The 13,374-nt window shown below is 73.4% G+C and carries 13 protein-coding genes; 6 read left to right on the top strand and 7 right to left on the bottom strand.

Going from position 1 to position 13,374, the window contains the following annotated elements; genetic code table 11:
- Window positions 1–94: 94 nt before the first annotated feature.
- Window positions 95–1,261, bottom strand: coding sequence for a xylose isomerase (gene xylA / locus ACFV20_RS06490; protein ID WP_385653065.1), 1,167 nt, complete (start codon window positions 1,259–1,261; stop codon window positions 95–97).
- Between the two features lie 173 nt (window positions 1,262–1,434).
- Here xylA and xylB point away from each other — a divergent pair, with 173 nt between their 5' ends.
- From xylB to ACFV20_RS06520, 6 genes are all read left to right on the top strand, one after another.
- On the top strand, window positions 1,435–2,880 hold the full coding sequence (gene xylB / locus ACFV20_RS06495; RefSeq protein WP_385653067.1) for a xylulokinase: 1,446 nt from the start codon (window positions 1,435–1,437) through the stop codon (window positions 2,878–2,880).
- A 15-nt stretch (window positions 2,881–2,895) separates the two neighbouring features.
- Window positions 2,896–4,104 (top strand): ROK family protein, encoded by a 1,209-nt coding sequence (locus ACFV20_RS06500; protein ID WP_385653069.1) that lies wholly within the window; start codon window positions 2,896–2,898, stop codon window positions 4,102–4,104.
- Window positions 4,105–4,412: 308 nt separating this feature from the next.
- A complete protein-coding gene (locus ACFV20_RS06505; protein WP_385653070.1) occupies window positions 4,413–5,012 on the top strand; it encodes an N-acetylmuramoyl-L-alanine amidase in 600 nt (199 codons plus the stop codon).
- Between the two features lie 118 nt (window positions 5,013–5,130).
- Complete coding sequence (locus ACFV20_RS06510; RefSeq protein WP_385653073.1) at window positions 5,131–5,532, top strand: luciferase family protein; 402 nt, start codon at window positions 5,131–5,133, stop codon at window positions 5,530–5,532.
- Window positions 5,533–5,535: 3 nt separating this feature from the next.
- Window positions 5,536–6,708 (top strand): NUDIX domain-containing protein, encoded by a 1,173-nt coding sequence (locus tag ACFV20_RS06515; protein WP_385653075.1) that lies wholly within the window; start codon window positions 5,536–5,538, stop codon window positions 6,706–6,708.
- 128 nt (window positions 6,709–6,836) lie between these two features.
- Window positions 6,837–8,069 carry a phosphodiester glycosidase family protein gene (locus tag ACFV20_RS06520; RefSeq protein ID WP_385653076.1) on the top strand — a complete coding sequence of 411 codons (1,233 nt, stop codon included), beginning with the start codon at window positions 6,837–6,839 and terminating at the stop codon, window positions 8,067–8,069.
- Window positions 8,070–8,071: 2 nt separating this feature from the next.
- On the opposite strand, the gene ACFV20_RS06525 is transcribed toward ACFV20_RS06520, so the two are convergent.
- The 6 genes from ACFV20_RS06525 to ACFV20_RS06550 all read right to left on the bottom strand — a co-directional run bounded on the left by ACFV20_RS06525 (window position 8,072) and on the right by ACFV20_RS06550 (window position 13,357).
- Window positions 8,072–8,266 (bottom strand): hypothetical protein, encoded by a 195-nt coding sequence (locus tag ACFV20_RS06525; RefSeq protein WP_385653078.1) that lies wholly within the window; start codon window positions 8,264–8,266, stop codon window positions 8,072–8,074.
- A gap of 121 nt (window positions 8,267–8,387) precedes the next feature.
- Window positions 8,388–9,251 (bottom strand): phosphatidylinositol-specific phospholipase C/glycerophosphodiester phosphodiesterase family protein, encoded by an 864-nt coding sequence (locus ACFV20_RS06530; RefSeq protein ID WP_385653081.1) that lies wholly within the window; start codon window positions 9,249–9,251, stop codon window positions 8,388–8,390.
- Between the two features lie 203 nt (window positions 9,252–9,454).
- Window positions 9,455–10,528, bottom strand: a complete 1,074-nt coding sequence (locus ACFV20_RS06535; protein WP_385653083.1) for an acyl-CoA dehydrogenase family protein — start codon at window positions 10,526–10,528, stop codon at window positions 9,455–9,457.
- Window positions 10,525–11,706 carry an acyl-CoA dehydrogenase family protein gene (locus tag ACFV20_RS06540; RefSeq protein WP_385653086.1) on the bottom strand — a complete coding sequence of 394 codons (1,182 nt, stop codon included), beginning with the start codon at window positions 11,704–11,706 and terminating at the stop codon, window positions 10,525–10,527. Before ACFV20_RS06540 ends, ACFV20_RS06535 begins: the two co-directional genes overlap by 4 nt.
- Complete coding sequence (locus ACFV20_RS06545) at window positions 11,703–12,668, bottom strand: NADPH:quinone oxidoreductase family protein (protein ID WP_385653089.1); 966 nt, start codon at window positions 12,666–12,668, stop codon at window positions 11,703–11,705. Before ACFV20_RS06545 ends, ACFV20_RS06540 begins: the two co-directional genes overlap by 4 nt.
- Window positions 12,669–12,784: 116 nt before the next feature.
- Window positions 12,785–13,357: a helix-turn-helix domain-containing protein gene (locus ACFV20_RS06550; RefSeq protein ID WP_385653092.1), complete on the bottom strand. Its 573-nt coding sequence runs from the start codon at window positions 13,355–13,357 to the stop codon at window positions 12,785–12,787.
- Between the last annotated feature and the right edge of the window lie 17 nt (window positions 13,358–13,374).

The raw sequence follows: 13,374 nt of genomic DNA on the forward strand, positions 1-13,374 counted from the left end.
GATACGGACCCATGGCGCGGATCGCATGATTCCGCGGCACAACGGGCCTCCCGGCCGGCCGGAGCGGCCGGCCGGGGGCCCGCACGCGCGTGGGTCAGCCGCGTGCCCCCAGCAGGTGGTCCATGGCCAGCTGGTCCAGGCGCTCGAACGCCATGCCGCGTGCGGCAGCCGCCTCCACGTCGAACGACTCGAACGCCGACCGATCGGCGAGCAGGGCCTGGAGGCCGTCCGCGGCGGTCGGTTGGGCCAGCTCGTCCAGACGGGCCGCGCGCAGTGCCTCCTGCACCTGAGGATCGGCGCGGAAGGCGGCGGCGCGCTCCTTGAGGATGAGGTAGTTGCGCATGCAGCCGGCCGCCGAGGCCCAGACGCCGTCGAGGTCCTCGGTGCGCGGCGGCTTGAAGTCGAAGTGGCGCGGGCCGCTGTAGCCGGCCGACTCCAGCAGGTCGACGAGCCAGAACGCGGCGCGCAGGTCTCCGGCGCCGAAGCGCAGGTCCTGGTCGTACTTGATGCCGGACTGGCCGTTGAGGTCGATGTGGAACAGCTTGCCCGCCCACAGGGCCTGGGCGATGCCGTGCGGGAAGTTCAGCCCGGCCATCTGCTCGTGGCCCACCTCCGGGTTCACGCCGTACAGCTCCGGGCGCTCCAGGCGCTCGATGAACGCCAGGGCGTGGCCGACGGTCGGCAGCAGGATGTCGCCGCGCGGTTCGTTCGGCTTGGGCTCGATCGCGAAGCGCAGGTCGTAGCCCTGGGAGGTGACGTACTCGCCGAGCAGGTCGAAGGCCTCCTTCATCCGGTCCAGGGCGGCGCGGACGTCCTTGGCGGCGCCCGACTCGGCTCCCTCACGGCCGCCCCAGGCCACGTACACCTGGGCGCCGAGCTCGACGGCGAGGTCGATGTTGCGGATGGTCTTGCGCAGCGCGTAGCGGCGCACGTCACGGTCGTTGGCGGTGAAGGCGCCGTCCTTGAAGACCGGGTGCGTGAAGAGGTTGGTGGTGGCCATCGGGACCTTCATGCCCGTGGCGTCCAGCGCCTGCCGGAAGCGCTTGATGTGGTTCTCGCGCTCGGTGTCGCTCGAGCCGAACGGGATCAGGTCGTCGTCGTGGAAGGTGACGCCGTGGGCGCCCAGCTCGGCCAGGCGCTGCACCGTCTCGACCGGGTCGAGGGCGCGCCGGGTGGCGTCGCCGAAGGGGTCCCGTCCCTGCCAGCCGACGGTCCACAGGCCGAAGGTGAACCTGTCCTCGGGGGTGGGCTGGAAGCTCATGCCGCGGCTCCTTGCTCGCTGAGACTATTTCGTCATGCCGATTTACAAATTAGTATGCGAGCACCTTCCTGGGAAGACACGGCACCTCTCCGGGAAGACACAGCACCTCTCCGGGAAGAGACAAGGTGCCTCCGAACGGAGTCACGTGCCCGCGCGCAGTAGGGAGAAGCCCGATGTCAGCAGCCGAGGGTCCGCTCGTCGTCGGGGTGGACTCGTCCACCCAGTCCACCAAGGCGCTGGTCGTCGACGCGTCCACCGGCCGGGTGGTCGCGAGCGGCCAGGCGCCCCACACGGTCTCCTCGGGAGCCGGGCGGGAGAGCGATCCGCGCGAGTGGTGGGACGCGCTCTGCGAGGCCCTGCGCCAGTGCGGTGAGGCGGCGCACGAGGCCGCCGCGGTGTCGGTCGGCGGGCAGCAGCACGGCCTGGTCACCCTGGACGGCCGGGGCGAGCCGGTGCGGCCCGCCCTGCTGTGGAACGACGTGCGGTCGGCTCCGCAGGCCCGCCGGCTGACGGAGGAGCTGGGCGGGGCGAAGGTCTGGGCCGAACGCACCGGAAGCGTCCCCGCCGCCTCCTTCACCGTCACCAAGTGGGCCTGGCTGACCGAGCACGAGCCCGAGGCCGTCCGGGCCACCAAGGCCGTGCGCCTCCCCCACGACTACCTCACCGAGCGGCTCACCGGGCAGGGCACGACCGACCGCGGCGACGCCTCCGGGACGGGCTGGTGGGCGTCCAGGACGGAGTCCTACGACGAGGCGATCCTGGCTCACGTGGGGCTCGACCCGGCCCTGCTGCCGCGCGTGGTCCGGCCCGGCGAGATCGCCGGCACGGTGCGCGACAGCCACGATCTGCCGTTCTCGAAGGGCACGCTGGTCGCGCCCGGCACCGGCGACAACGCCGCCGCCGCGATGGGCCTCGGGGTGCGACCGGGTGTCCCGGTCATGAGCCTCGGCACCTCCGGCACGGTGTACGCCATCTCGCGGCGGCGGCCGGCCGACCCGAGCGGCACGGTGGCGGGGTTCGCCGACGCCCACGGCGACTGGCTGCCCCTGGCCTGCACGCTGAACTGCACACTCGCCGTCGACCGCGTCGCGGCGCTGCTGGGGCTGGACCGCGAGGCCGTGGAGCCCGGCACGGCCGTGACGCTCCTGCCCTACCTGGACGGCGAACGCACCCCGAACCTGCCCGACGCCTCGGGTCTGCTGCACGGCCTGCGGCACGACACCACCGCCGGTCAGCTGCTCCAGGCCGCCTACGACGGTGCCGTGCACTCCCTGCTCGGGGCGCTCGACCTGGTCCTCGACGAGGACGCGGACCCCTCGGAACCGCTGCTGCTGATCGGCGGTGGCGCCCGGGGCACCGCCTGGCAGCAGACCGTGCGGCGGCTCTCGGGCCGGCCCGTGCAGGTGCCCGAGGCCGCGGAACTGGTCGCGCTCGGTGCCGCCGCGCAGGCGGCGGGGCTGCTGACCGGGGAGGATCCGGCGGCGGTCGCGCGCCGCTGGGGCACGGCCGCCGGGCCGGTGCTCGACCCCGTCGAGCGGGACGAGGAGACGCTGTCGCGGATCGCCGGGGTACTCTCCGACGCGGCTCCCCTGCTGGAGCGATCCACGGACACTCACTGAGGACTGGCGTCAGGCATGACCGCACCGCTGCACGAGGCCCGTCCCGCCGGGGCGGGCGGCGCACTGCCCGACACGCAGCAGGGCATGCGCCGCCGCAACCTCGCCCGCGTCCTGCACGCGGTCCGCGCGCAGGGGCCGTTGTCCCGGGCCGCCGTCGCCTCACGGATCGGTCTGACCCGGGCGGCCGTCTCGACGCTCGTCGACGAACTCGTCCGCTCCGGACTCCTCGAAGAGCTCGGGCCCGAGCGGCCCGGCCGGGTGGGCCGGCCCGGTTCCGCGCTCGCCGTCAGCGGACGCGGTCCGGCCGGCATCGGCGCGGAGGTGGGTGTCGACCATCTCGCGGCCTGCGCGGTCGACCTGCGCGGCGCGACCAGGGCGCGAGCGATACGGCAGGGAGCCAACCGCGGCCGCTCCCCTCGCCCCGTGCTCGCGGAACTCACCGAGCTGATCCGGCAGGTCGTCGGCGAGGCGGAGGGTGAAGGCCTGTACCCGGCCGGGCTCGCCGTGGCCGTGCCGGGCCTGGTGGCGCGCGACGCCCGGACGGTCGTGCGCGCCCCGAACCTCGGCTGGCACGACACCGACCTCGGTCCGCTGCTCCCGGCGGACACCCCGCTGACCGTGGACAACGAGGCCAACTTCGGCGCCCTCGCCGAACTCTGGCTGGGTGACGGCACTCCGCGCGACTTCCTGCACGTCTCCGCGGAGATCGGCATCGGCGCGGCGGTCGTGGTGGACGGCGGGCTGCTGCGCGGTACCCGCGGCTTCGCGGGCGAGTTGGGGCACATGCCGGTCCGGCCGGACGGGCCGGAGTGCGCCTGCGGCGGGCGCGGCTGCCTGGAGCAGTACGCCGGTGAGGAGGCCGTCCTGCGCGCGGCCGGTCTGGAACCGGACGAGGACCGGGTCGGGCTGCTCGCGGGACGCGCGGCGGAGGGCGACGAGGGCGTACGGCGGGCCCTGCGGGAGGCGGGTACGGCACTCGGCGTCGCGTTGACCGGGGCGGTCAATCTGCTCGATCCGGAGAGCGTGGTCCTGGGCGGGGAACTGTCCGGGCTCGCTCCCTGGCTGCTGCCCTCGCTGCGGGACGAACTGGCGCGGCGTACGGCAGGCCCGGCGTGCCCCGTGTCCGTGTCGCGGCTGGGCCCGGAGGGGCCCCTGCTGGGGGCCGCCCACTCGGTGGTCCGGGCGGTGCTGGACGACCCGGCGGCGTTCGCCGGGCAGGCCTGATGCGACGCGTCTTCGGTGGTCGCCGCCAGGGCTGATTCCGCCACCACGACCGGGGTCTCTCCTGCCCCGACCACCCGACCGGGTGAGGGAGTTGTCCACATCGGCGGGCCCGTCCACGCTTCGTGCCGCTTTCTCCCCGCCGGCCGGCAGGCGCCGTAACGTGATCACGCGAGCCCGAACCGCAACGGCGGCTTCGCGCAGTCGAGTACGAGACACCGACGAACCCCGCCGGCGGCAGGCCGCGAGCCTGCTGCGCAACGAGGTGTCCACCGAGACACCCTCCACCCGAGCCCGGAAGGCACACAGTCATGCATCGGACCACTCTTCTCCCCACCAGGCGAGGCATCCTCGCGGGCGCCGCCCTCACCGCCCTCCCCTCCGCCCTGCTCTCCGGCACCCGGGCCGAAGCCCGTCCCCGGACCGTCGACCATCCCGGGGCCGCGTGGCGACCGGCGAGCCGTGGCAACTACACGCCGTCGAACCGGCCACGGGCCCATCCGCTGCACTACGTGGTCATCCACGTGGCGCAGACGACCTACGCCGGCACCCTGTCCGTCTTCCGCGACCCCGGCGAGAAGGTGTCCGCGCACTACGTGGTGCGTTCTTCCGACGGGCGGGTCGCGCAGTGCGTGCGGGAGTCCGACATCGCCTGGCACGCGGGCAACTGGGACTACAACACCCGCAGTATCGGCATCGAGCACGAAGGCTGGGTGGATCGGCCCGGATCCTTCTCCGACATGATGTACGAGCGGTCGGCCCGGTTGACCGCGGAGATCTGCCGGAGGTACGGCATCCCGAGGAACCGGGCGCACATCATCGGGCATCACGAGGTGCCGGGCAGCGATCACACCGACCCGGGCCGGCACTGGGACTGGAAGCGCTACCTCAGACTCGTCAAGTCCGCCTGACGGCCGGGCACTTCAGGCTCGCCGGCACACCCGGCGCTTCGCCTTGATCCACCTCACGTCCCGGTTACATTCCGCTCAACCCCTGGTTGCGGACCGGTGAGCAGGCGACGATGGGTCCATGACTCTGGCCCAGCGCGCCCTGGAGCGTCTGCAGGCCTGGCCCGACCTGAGGGTGGGCCCGGCGAGTTGCGGCACCGGAAGGGCGCTCCGTTCCGTCCGTGACGACATCGTCCACTTCCACTCCGCACGGGACGTGGACCTCCACCTCACCCGCCGGGCCATACAGCGCTTCCACTACGACCTCGCCGCTTCGAGCGCGATCCATCTGCTGCCCGGATCGTGCTGGGTGACGGTCCACCTCGACTGCGAGGCGGACGTCGACCTGCTGCTGAGTCTGATGAGCATCGCCCTCAAGGCGCACCAGACCCCGCCCGCCGCCGACGAGGACGGGCCTGGGCTCGCCGGGTGCAACTTCCACCGGGTCACGGTGCTGCCGCGTGACGCCGTCGCGGGCGGCTGAGCCTTGGGAGAAGCACCGGAGGCGGTCAACGCCGAGGCCTGGGACGCGTACGGGACACACCACCTGCGACGGGGCACGCAGCTGCCCGAGGCGACGCGGATCGACTGGGGGTTCGAGGGCGGCGGGCCGGGATGCGAGGTGCTCGGCGAGCTGACGGGCCGACGGGTGCTGGACCTCGGCTGCGGTCCGGCCCGGCACGCCGCTCACCTGGTCCGGGCCCACGGGGCGCGGGTGGACGCGGTCGACGCCTCGGCCGGGCAGTACGAGCGAGCCAGGGCCCGCCAGGGCTCGCTGCCCGGGCTGCGGCTGGTCCTCGCCGACGCGGTGGAGCACCTGCGCTCGGCCGAACCGTACGACGTCGTCTACGCCGTCAACTCCGTCCCGTACATCGATCCGCACCGGCTGCTGCCCGCCCTGGCCGGGGCGCTGCGGCCGGGCGGCAGGCTCTGCTTCACGGTGCTGCACACCAACAGCCGGGGTGACGGGCCGTCGGACCGGGTCGCCTCGCGGCCGGAGGTGCTGCGCCTGGCCGGTGGGGGCGAGGTCACCGTCCACATGTGGGTGCTCTCCCCGGAGCTCTGGACGGAGCTGCTGACCGAGTACGGGCTGCGCGTGGAGGGGATCGACGTCCTCGACACCCCGGAGGACGACAACAGGGCCTCCTACCGGCTCTTCCGGGTGATCCGGCCCGTCCGGGTCTCGTCCCGGCCGCGGGTCGACAAGCCGCCGCTCGCGCACGCCGCACTCGGTGTCGCCGCCATCGTGTACGGACCACGGGGGCTGCTGCTGGGCCGGCACCGGCGCGGGACGTGGGAGCTGCCCGGCGGGTCGGTGGAGCCCGGGGAGTCGTTGCGGGAGACGGCCGTGCGCGAGCTGGGCGAGGAGACGGGCCTCGGGGCGCGGCCCGAGGACGTCCGGCTGCTCGGGACGCTGCTGGACGAGGCGGGCGGTGTCGTCCGCATGACCGTGGCCGCCCGGGTCACCGCCTGGCGGGGCGAGCCGTCGGACCAGCCCGGGGAGAGTGTGGGCCGCTGGCGGTGGTTCGCCCTGGACCGCCTGCCGGAGCACCTGTTCGTGTGCAGCGCGCAGGCCCTCACGCTGTGGCGGCCCGGCCTGCCGGTCGACCACACGCCGGCGCACGCCACGCCGTTCGGCACCGGAACGGGTGACGGCTGAAGCACCCGGACGGGTTGCGTTTTTTCAGCCGTTCCCGCGTAGTGCGCGCTCGGCAACCCTGACGGACCCCGCGGTCTGGTGCACTGCCTCCGAGGACCCGACAGTTGACGAGGCATCAGGGGGCACAGGTGACAGATCGTCGCAGGCGACGCGGAGCAGGCAGAGCGGTACTGGCGTTCCTCACGGCGTTCGGGGCACTGACCGGCGCGGCCCTGGTCGGGGCGGCTCCGGCAGGCGCCGTCCAGAAGGGCGGGCGGGTCGCGCCTGGCGTGACGTACGAGGAGTTCGACATCAAGGCGGCGCAGGGGGTGACGCACGCGCATGTGCTGAGGGTCGACCTCGGCCATCCGCGGGTACGGGTCGATCTGCTGTACCCGGGGGCCGTGGCCTCCCGTGCGGCGGTCTCGGCGATGGCGGACGGTCAGGGCGCGGTCGCCGGAGTCAACGGCGACTTCTTCAACATCACCGAGACGCAGCACCCGGGTGTCGAGGCGACCGGAGCGAGTGTGGGTCCGGCGATCGCGTCGGGGCGGGCACTCAAGGCGGCCGTGCCGAAGGGACAGCGTTTCGGGCCGGCGCTGCCGCCCGGCACGACCACCGAGGACGTGTTCGGCGTCGGCACCGACGGGCGGGCGCGACTGGACCGGCTGACACTGTCCGGTTCGGTCCGTACGGCCGGGACGGAGCTGCCGCTCGGCGGACTCAACCAGTACGCGCTGCCGGTGGGTTCGGTCGGTGCCTTCACCTCCGAGTGGGGCAGTGCGTCCCGGGTGCGCGCCACGTGCGGTACGGACACGGACCGTGCCGCCCCGTGCAGCACGGACACCTACGAGGTGACGGTCCGCGACGGCAAGGTCGCCTCCGCCGCCGACGCCCCGGGCAGCGGGCCCATCGCCGCGGGGACCACCGTGCTGGTCGGGCGTGAGGCGGGCGCCCAGCAGCTGCGCAAGTTCTCCGCGGGCGAGGCGGTCGAGGTCGAGCACGGCCTGGTGGCGGCGGACGGCGTCGCGTACCGGCTCGCCCTCGGCGGATATCCGGTGCTCTCGGGCGGGCAGCCGCTGCCGGGGCTCGACAACACGACGTCGGCCGTCCGCACGGCCGTCGGGATCGCCGACGGCGGGCGCCGCCTGGTGCTGCTCGCGCTGGACGGCGCCGCCGCCTACCGCAGCGGCCTGACCATCGCGGAAGTCGCCGGCACCCTGCGTGACCTGGGCGCGCGGGACGCCTTCAGCCTGGACGGCGGCGGTTCGTCGACCCTGGTCGCGCGGAAGTCCGGTGCCAGCACGGTCTCCGTGCGCAACCACCCGAGCGGCGGCGCCGAACGCCCCGTCCCGAACGGCATCGGCGTGTTCTCGCAATGACCTCAGGGCCGCAGGCCGCTGACGATCTCCGCTGTCGCGGTGAGGCCGCTGTTGATGCTGGGGGCGATGCTGGTGCCGGCCAGGGAGAAGCCGAGCAGCAGACAGACCAGCGCGTGGGAGATCTTCAGCCCGCCGTTGCGCAGGAAGATCACCGCAAGGATCGTGAGCAGCAGCACCACAGAGATGGAAATGGCCATCGTCAACTCCTCCGCCACACCGCCATGTCCGGTTCACGGTGTTCGGCCGCAAGTGTGGCGTAGCGGAGGGTTCGTCCGGGCGGCTGACCTGTCCGCCGAACGTGTGGTGTCCCGCTGCCGCTCAGGCGGCCCGCCGGGCGTCGAGGAACGCCTCCAGGCCGGCGAGGTCGTCGGTGTTGAGGTGGTCGACGCCGGCGGTGAGGAGTTCGTCCCAGAGCGCGTCGCGGGCGGGCCCGGGCAGGTCGGGGGTGGCCCAAAACCGTACCTTCTGCCCGCGCGCGTGGGCGGTTCGGACGATGCCGCGCAGCTTCTGCCGCTCGGCGCCGGGGAAGGGGCCGATGCCCTGCCAGGTGAAGTGGAGCGTCCAGTTGTCGCCGATCAGCGGGAGGAACGAGGCGGGCGCCGGGCCGCCGAGGTCGGTGAGACGACCGTCGTAGAAGGCGTGCCGGACGGTCTGGGCCTCCATGGGCACGCGGGCGGCGCGATCGCCGGAGACGACGGCGGTGACCGGACCGCGGACGACGCACCCGTGTGCGGAGGTGGTGAACAGGTGCCGGTACCGCCGCAGGTGGCGGTCGAGTTCGCGGTAGGTGGAGGCGCCCTCCGTCTTGATGTCGATGAGCAGTTGCAGCGAGCCGCGGCGCCCCCGGTACACCGAGCCGTGGTGGGCGCGGACACGGGCGGCGAGCGGGTCGAGGTAGAGGGACTCCAGGGTGCGGGAGGGGTCGAGGTCCTGGGGGTCGTGGGCGACGAGGAGCTGGTCGCCCACGAGATGAATGTCGGCCTCGACGCTGCCGAAGCGGTGGTCGAGGGCGTCGAACAGCGGACGTGGGTGCTCGTAGTCGTTGTGGGCGTGGGCGCGCCACAACGGGCGGGACCGGTGCGCGCGTTCGCGGGCCGCCGCAGGTGCGGCGGGAAGGGCGATCGAGCCCGCGAGGGCCGCGCCGAGGGTGGTGAGGGCCGTGCGACGGGTGGTGAGGGCCATGCTCTGCCTCCCTGGAGGTGCCGTACGGGAACCCTGTGAGTATGGGTCCGGACGGGCTCAAGGGGCAGGCTCGGGCCGGGAGTTGGCCGGACTGCCGCTTCGCGTTCACTTCACCGGCCGGGGGCGCACGGAAAAGACCCGCCCCTGCCGGGACGGGTCGTTCCGGTATTTCCGGGCGGCTCCCGGAGTGGACGGGACGGGTGTCAGGGGGCCTGGAGGTCGACCAGTGCGGCCAGGGCCTCCCGGTGGGCGCCGGGCGTGCCGTAGGCGATCGAGTCGGCCTTGGCGCGCTTGAGGTAGAGGTGCGCCGGGTGCTCCCAGGTCATGCCGATGCCGGCGTGCAGTTGCACCGCCTCCTCGGCGGCGTGCACGGCGACCGGGGCCGCGTACGCCTGGGCGACGGTGACGGCCACCTCGACGTCCTCGCCGGTGGCCAGGGCGTCGGCGGCGTTGCGGGCGGCCGCGCGGGTGTTGACGACCTTCAGCCACAGCTGGGCCAGCCGGTGCTTGAGCGACTGGAAGCCACCGACGGGCCGGTTGAACTGCTTGCGTTCCTTCAGGTAGCGGACGGTCTCCGTCAGCGTCCACTCGGCCAGGCCGAACTGCTCGGAGGCGAGCAACCCGGCGCCGGCGCGCAGGGCGCGGCGTACGGCGGGATCGGCGTCGCCCAGCAGCCGGCCCTGCGCGCCGTCGAGGGTGACGGTGGCGAGGGGCCGGGTCAGGTCCAGGGAGGTCTGGGGCGTGACGATCGCGGCACCGGCGTCGACCGCGTACAGACCGCCGTCGTCGGCCGGTACGAGCAGTACGTCCGCGACGGCCGCGTCCGCGATGCCGGTGAGTTCGCCGTGCAGCAGGCCGTCCTCGTGCCGGACGACCTTGTAGGCGGCGCCGGGCGCGACGTTGAGGGCGACGGCGAGGGCGCCGATGGCCGTCCCGGCCGCGAGGGCGCGCACCAGGTCGTCGGCGTCGCAGGCCAGCAGGGCCTCGGTGGCGACGACCGCGCTCGTCAGGTACGGCACGGGCGCGACCGCGCGACCGAGTTCCTCCAGCACGACGGCGGCTTCGCGGTGGGTGGCTCCCTGGCCGTCGAGGGCCTCGGGCACCAGCAGCCCCGCGAGGCCCATGCCGTCGGTCAGGGCCTTCCACAGGGCCAGGTGGTGGGGGGTGTCCGACTCGGTGCGGGCGATGACACCGGGTGCGTCGCAGTGGTCGGTGAGCAGGTCGCGGACGGCGGCGCGCAGCGCGTCTTCCTCTTCCGAGTACAACAGGTCGCTCATCGGGCGAGGTCCTTCCAGGCGACGTCCTTGTCGGTGCGCGGCTCGGCGGGCAGACCGAGGACCCGCTCGGCGACGATGTTCAGCAGGACCTCGCTGGTCCCGCCCTCGATGCTGTTGCCCTTGGAGCGCAGATAGCGGTAGCCGGCGTCGCGGCCGGTGAAGTCGACGAGCTCCGGGCGCCGCATGGTCCAGTCGTCGTACAGCAGGCCCTCCTCGCCGAGGAGTTCCACCTCCAGGCCGCTGATCTCCTGGTTGAGGCGGGCGAAGGCCAGCTTCATACCGGCGCCCTCGGGGCCGGGCTGACCGGCGACGAGCTGCTGGCGCAGCCGCTCCGCGGTGAGGCGGGACACCTCGGACTCCACCCAGAGCTTCAGCAGCCGCTGGTGCAGATCGTGGGTGCGCAGCTCGGGCCGCTCGCGCCAGGTCTTCGAGATCGGGCCGATCATGCCGCCCTCGCGGGGCAGCCGCATGCCGCCGATGGCGACGCGTTCGTTGTTCAGCGTGGTCTGCGCGACCTTCCAGCCCTCGCCGACCGCGCCGAGGCGCCGCGCGTCCGGGATGCGGACGTCGGTGAGGAACACCTCGTTGAACTCGGCCTCGCCGGTGATCTGCCGCAGCGGCCGGACCTCGACGCCCGGGTCGGTCATGTCGCACACGAAGTAGGTGATGCCCCGGTGCTTGGGCACCTCCGGGTCGGTGCGGGCGATGAGGATGGCCCAGCGGGCGACATGGGCGCTGGACGTCCACACCTTCTGTCCGTTGACGACCCAGTCCTCGCCCTCACGCACGGCCCGGGTGCCCAGCGCGGCGAGGTCGGACCCGGCGCCCGGCTCGCTGAACAGCTGGCACCAGACCTCCTCGCCCGTCCACAGCGGCCGCAGGTAGCGCCGCTTCTGCTCCTCGGTGCCGTACTGCAGGATCGTGGGCGCGGCCATGCCGAGGCCGATGCCGATGCGCCGCGGGTCGTTGTCCGGCGCCCCGGCGGCCTCCAACTCGGCGTCCACGACGGCCTGGAGGGAGCGGGGGGCACCGAGTCCGCCGAGACCCTCCGGGTAGTGCACCCAGGCGAGTCCGGCGTCGAAGCGGGCCCGCAGGAAGTCCAGCCGGTCCGTGGAGGCCGGTGGATGGGCGGCCAGCAACTCGCGGGTGCGGCGGCGCAGTTCCTCGGTGCCGGTCATGCTGCCTCCTCCATGACGACCGCGACCCGGCCGGTGCTCAGACCGTCCGCCACCTTCTGCACGGCGGCGGCCGCCGAGCCGAGCGGCACGCGCTCGCTGACCAGCGGCTTGATCGCGCCCCGGGCGGCCAGCTCGGTGAGCTGCTCGTGGCAGTGCCGCACCAGCTTGGGGTTCTTGGTGTTGTACAGGCCCCAGTGCAGGCCCAGGATCGAGTAGTTCTTCACCAGGGCGTGGTTCAGGCCCGGGCTGGGGATGGTGCCGCTCGCGAAGCCGACGACCACGATGCGCCCCTCGAAGGCGACGACCTTGGTGGACTGTGCGTAGGCCTCGCCGCCGACCGGGTCGTAGATCACGTCGGCGCCCCGGCCGCCGGTGGCCTCCTTGACGGCGGCGACGACGTCCTCGGAGCGCCGGTCGATCACGATGTCGCAGCCCAGCTCGCGGGCGACGGCCGCCTTCCCGGAGCCGCCGACGACACCGATGACGGTGGCGCCGGCGGCCTTCCCGAGCTGCACGGCCGCGCTGCCGACCCCTCCAGCGGCAGCGTGGACGAGCAGGGTCTCGCCGGCCTCCAGACCGGCCCGGCGGTGCAGACCGAACCAGCCGGTCTGGTAGCCGATGTGCAGGGCCGCGGCCTCGGCGTCGTCGAGGGCGTCCGGCGCGGGCAGCAGGGCGGCGGCGTCCGCGACGGTGTACTCGGCGAAGCCGCCGTGCGGCAGGACCGGGTTGGCGATCACGCGGCGGCCGTCCTCGGTCTCGCCGCAGACCTCCACGCCCGGGGTGAACGGCAGCGGCGGCCTGACCTGGTACTGGCCGCGGCACAGCAGGGCGTCCGGGAAGTTGACGTTGGCCGCGCGCACCTTCAGCAGGATCTGGCCGTCGCCGGGGGCGGGCGGCTCGATGTCCTGGAGCCGCATCACCTCGCCCGGCTCGCCGTTCTCGTGCACTTGCCATGCCTGCATGCGGGGCCTCCACGGGGGACTGCTTCGTCTGACCGGGGTCGGTTCGCATACTAAGCGGTCGCTTGCCGATCAGGGAACAGTCTCCGGGCAAAGTCCCGCACACAGGGGTCCGCCCGTCACGCGCCCTTCGGCCGCGCCCGTACGTGCATCCGCTCGCCCTGCGGCCCGAACAGGCTCAGGAACTCCACCGGCCCCTCCCCCGTCGACCCGAACCAGTGCGGCACCCGGGTGTCGAACTCGGCGGCCTCCCCCGCCGTGAGGACCACGTCGTGCTCGCCCAGCACCAGGCGCAGCCTCCCGGACAGCACGTACAGCCACTCGTAGCCCTCGTGGGTCCGCAGGTCCGGCTCCTGTCGGCGCTTCGGTTCGAGGACCTTGTAGGCCTGCAGCCCGCCGGGCTGGCGGGTCAGCGGCCAGTGGGTGCGCCCGCCCATCACGATCGGCTTGGACCGCACGCGTGGATCACCGGCCGGCGGGGCGCCGACCAGTTCGTCCAGCGCCACCCGGTGGGCGCGCGCGATGGGCAGCAGCAGTTCGAGACTGGGTTTACGCAGGCCGGACTCCAGCCGCGAGAGGGTGCTGACGGAGATGCCGGTGGTCTCGGAGAGCGCCGCCAGGGTGACCTCCCGGTCCTTGCGCATCTGCCGCAGCCGGGGGCCCACGCCCGCGAGTACCTCGTCCGTCGTCATGGTCGTATTGCAGGTTC

The organism is Streptomyces sp. NPDC059696 (genome assembly GCF_042733745.1).
GTDB lineage: Bacteria > Actinomycetota > Actinomycetes > Streptomycetales > Streptomycetaceae > Streptomyces.

Coding starts and splice junctions, on each gene's coding strand:
- ACFV20_RS06530 (WP_385653081.1), bottom strand. CDS start 9,251: ATGGCCCTCACCACCCGTCGCACGGCCCTCACCACCCTCGGCGCGGCC.
- ACFV20_RS06545 (WP_385653089.1), bottom strand. CDS start 12,668: ATGCAGGCATGGCAAGTGCACGAGAACGGCGAGCCGGGCGAGGTGATG.
- ACFV20_RS06525 (WP_385653078.1), bottom strand. CDS start 8,266: ATGGCCATTTCCATCTCTGTGGTGCTGCTGCTCACGATCCTTGCGGTG.
- ACFV20_RS06500 (WP_385653069.1), top strand. CDS start 2,896: ATGACCGCACCGCTGCACGAGGCCCGTCCCGCCGGGGCGGGCGGCGCA.
- ACFV20_RS06550 (WP_385653092.1), bottom strand. CDS start 13,357: ATGACGACGGACGAGGTACTCGCGGGCGTGGGCCCCCGGCTGCGGCAG.
- xylA (WP_385653065.1), bottom strand. CDS start 1,261: ATGAGCTTCCAGCCCACCCCCGAGGACAGGTTCACCTTCGGCCTGTGG.
- ACFV20_RS06540 (WP_385653086.1), bottom strand. CDS start 11,706: ATGACCGGCACCGAGGAACTGCGCCGCCGCACCCGCGAGTTGCTGGCC.
- ACFV20_RS06535 (WP_385653083.1), bottom strand. CDS start 10,528: ATGAGCGACCTGTTGTACTCGGAAGAGGAAGACGCGCTGCGCGCCGCC.
- xylB (WP_385653067.1), top strand. CDS start 1,435: ATGTCAGCAGCCGAGGGTCCGCTCGTCGTCGGGGTGGACTCGTCCACC.
- ACFV20_RS06505 (WP_385653070.1), top strand. CDS start 4,413: ATGCATCGGACCACTCTTCTCCCCACCAGGCGAGGCATCCTCGCGGGC.
- ACFV20_RS06510 (WP_385653073.1), top strand. CDS start 5,131: ATGACTCTGGCCCAGCGCGCCCTGGAGCGTCTGCAGGCCTGGCCCGAC.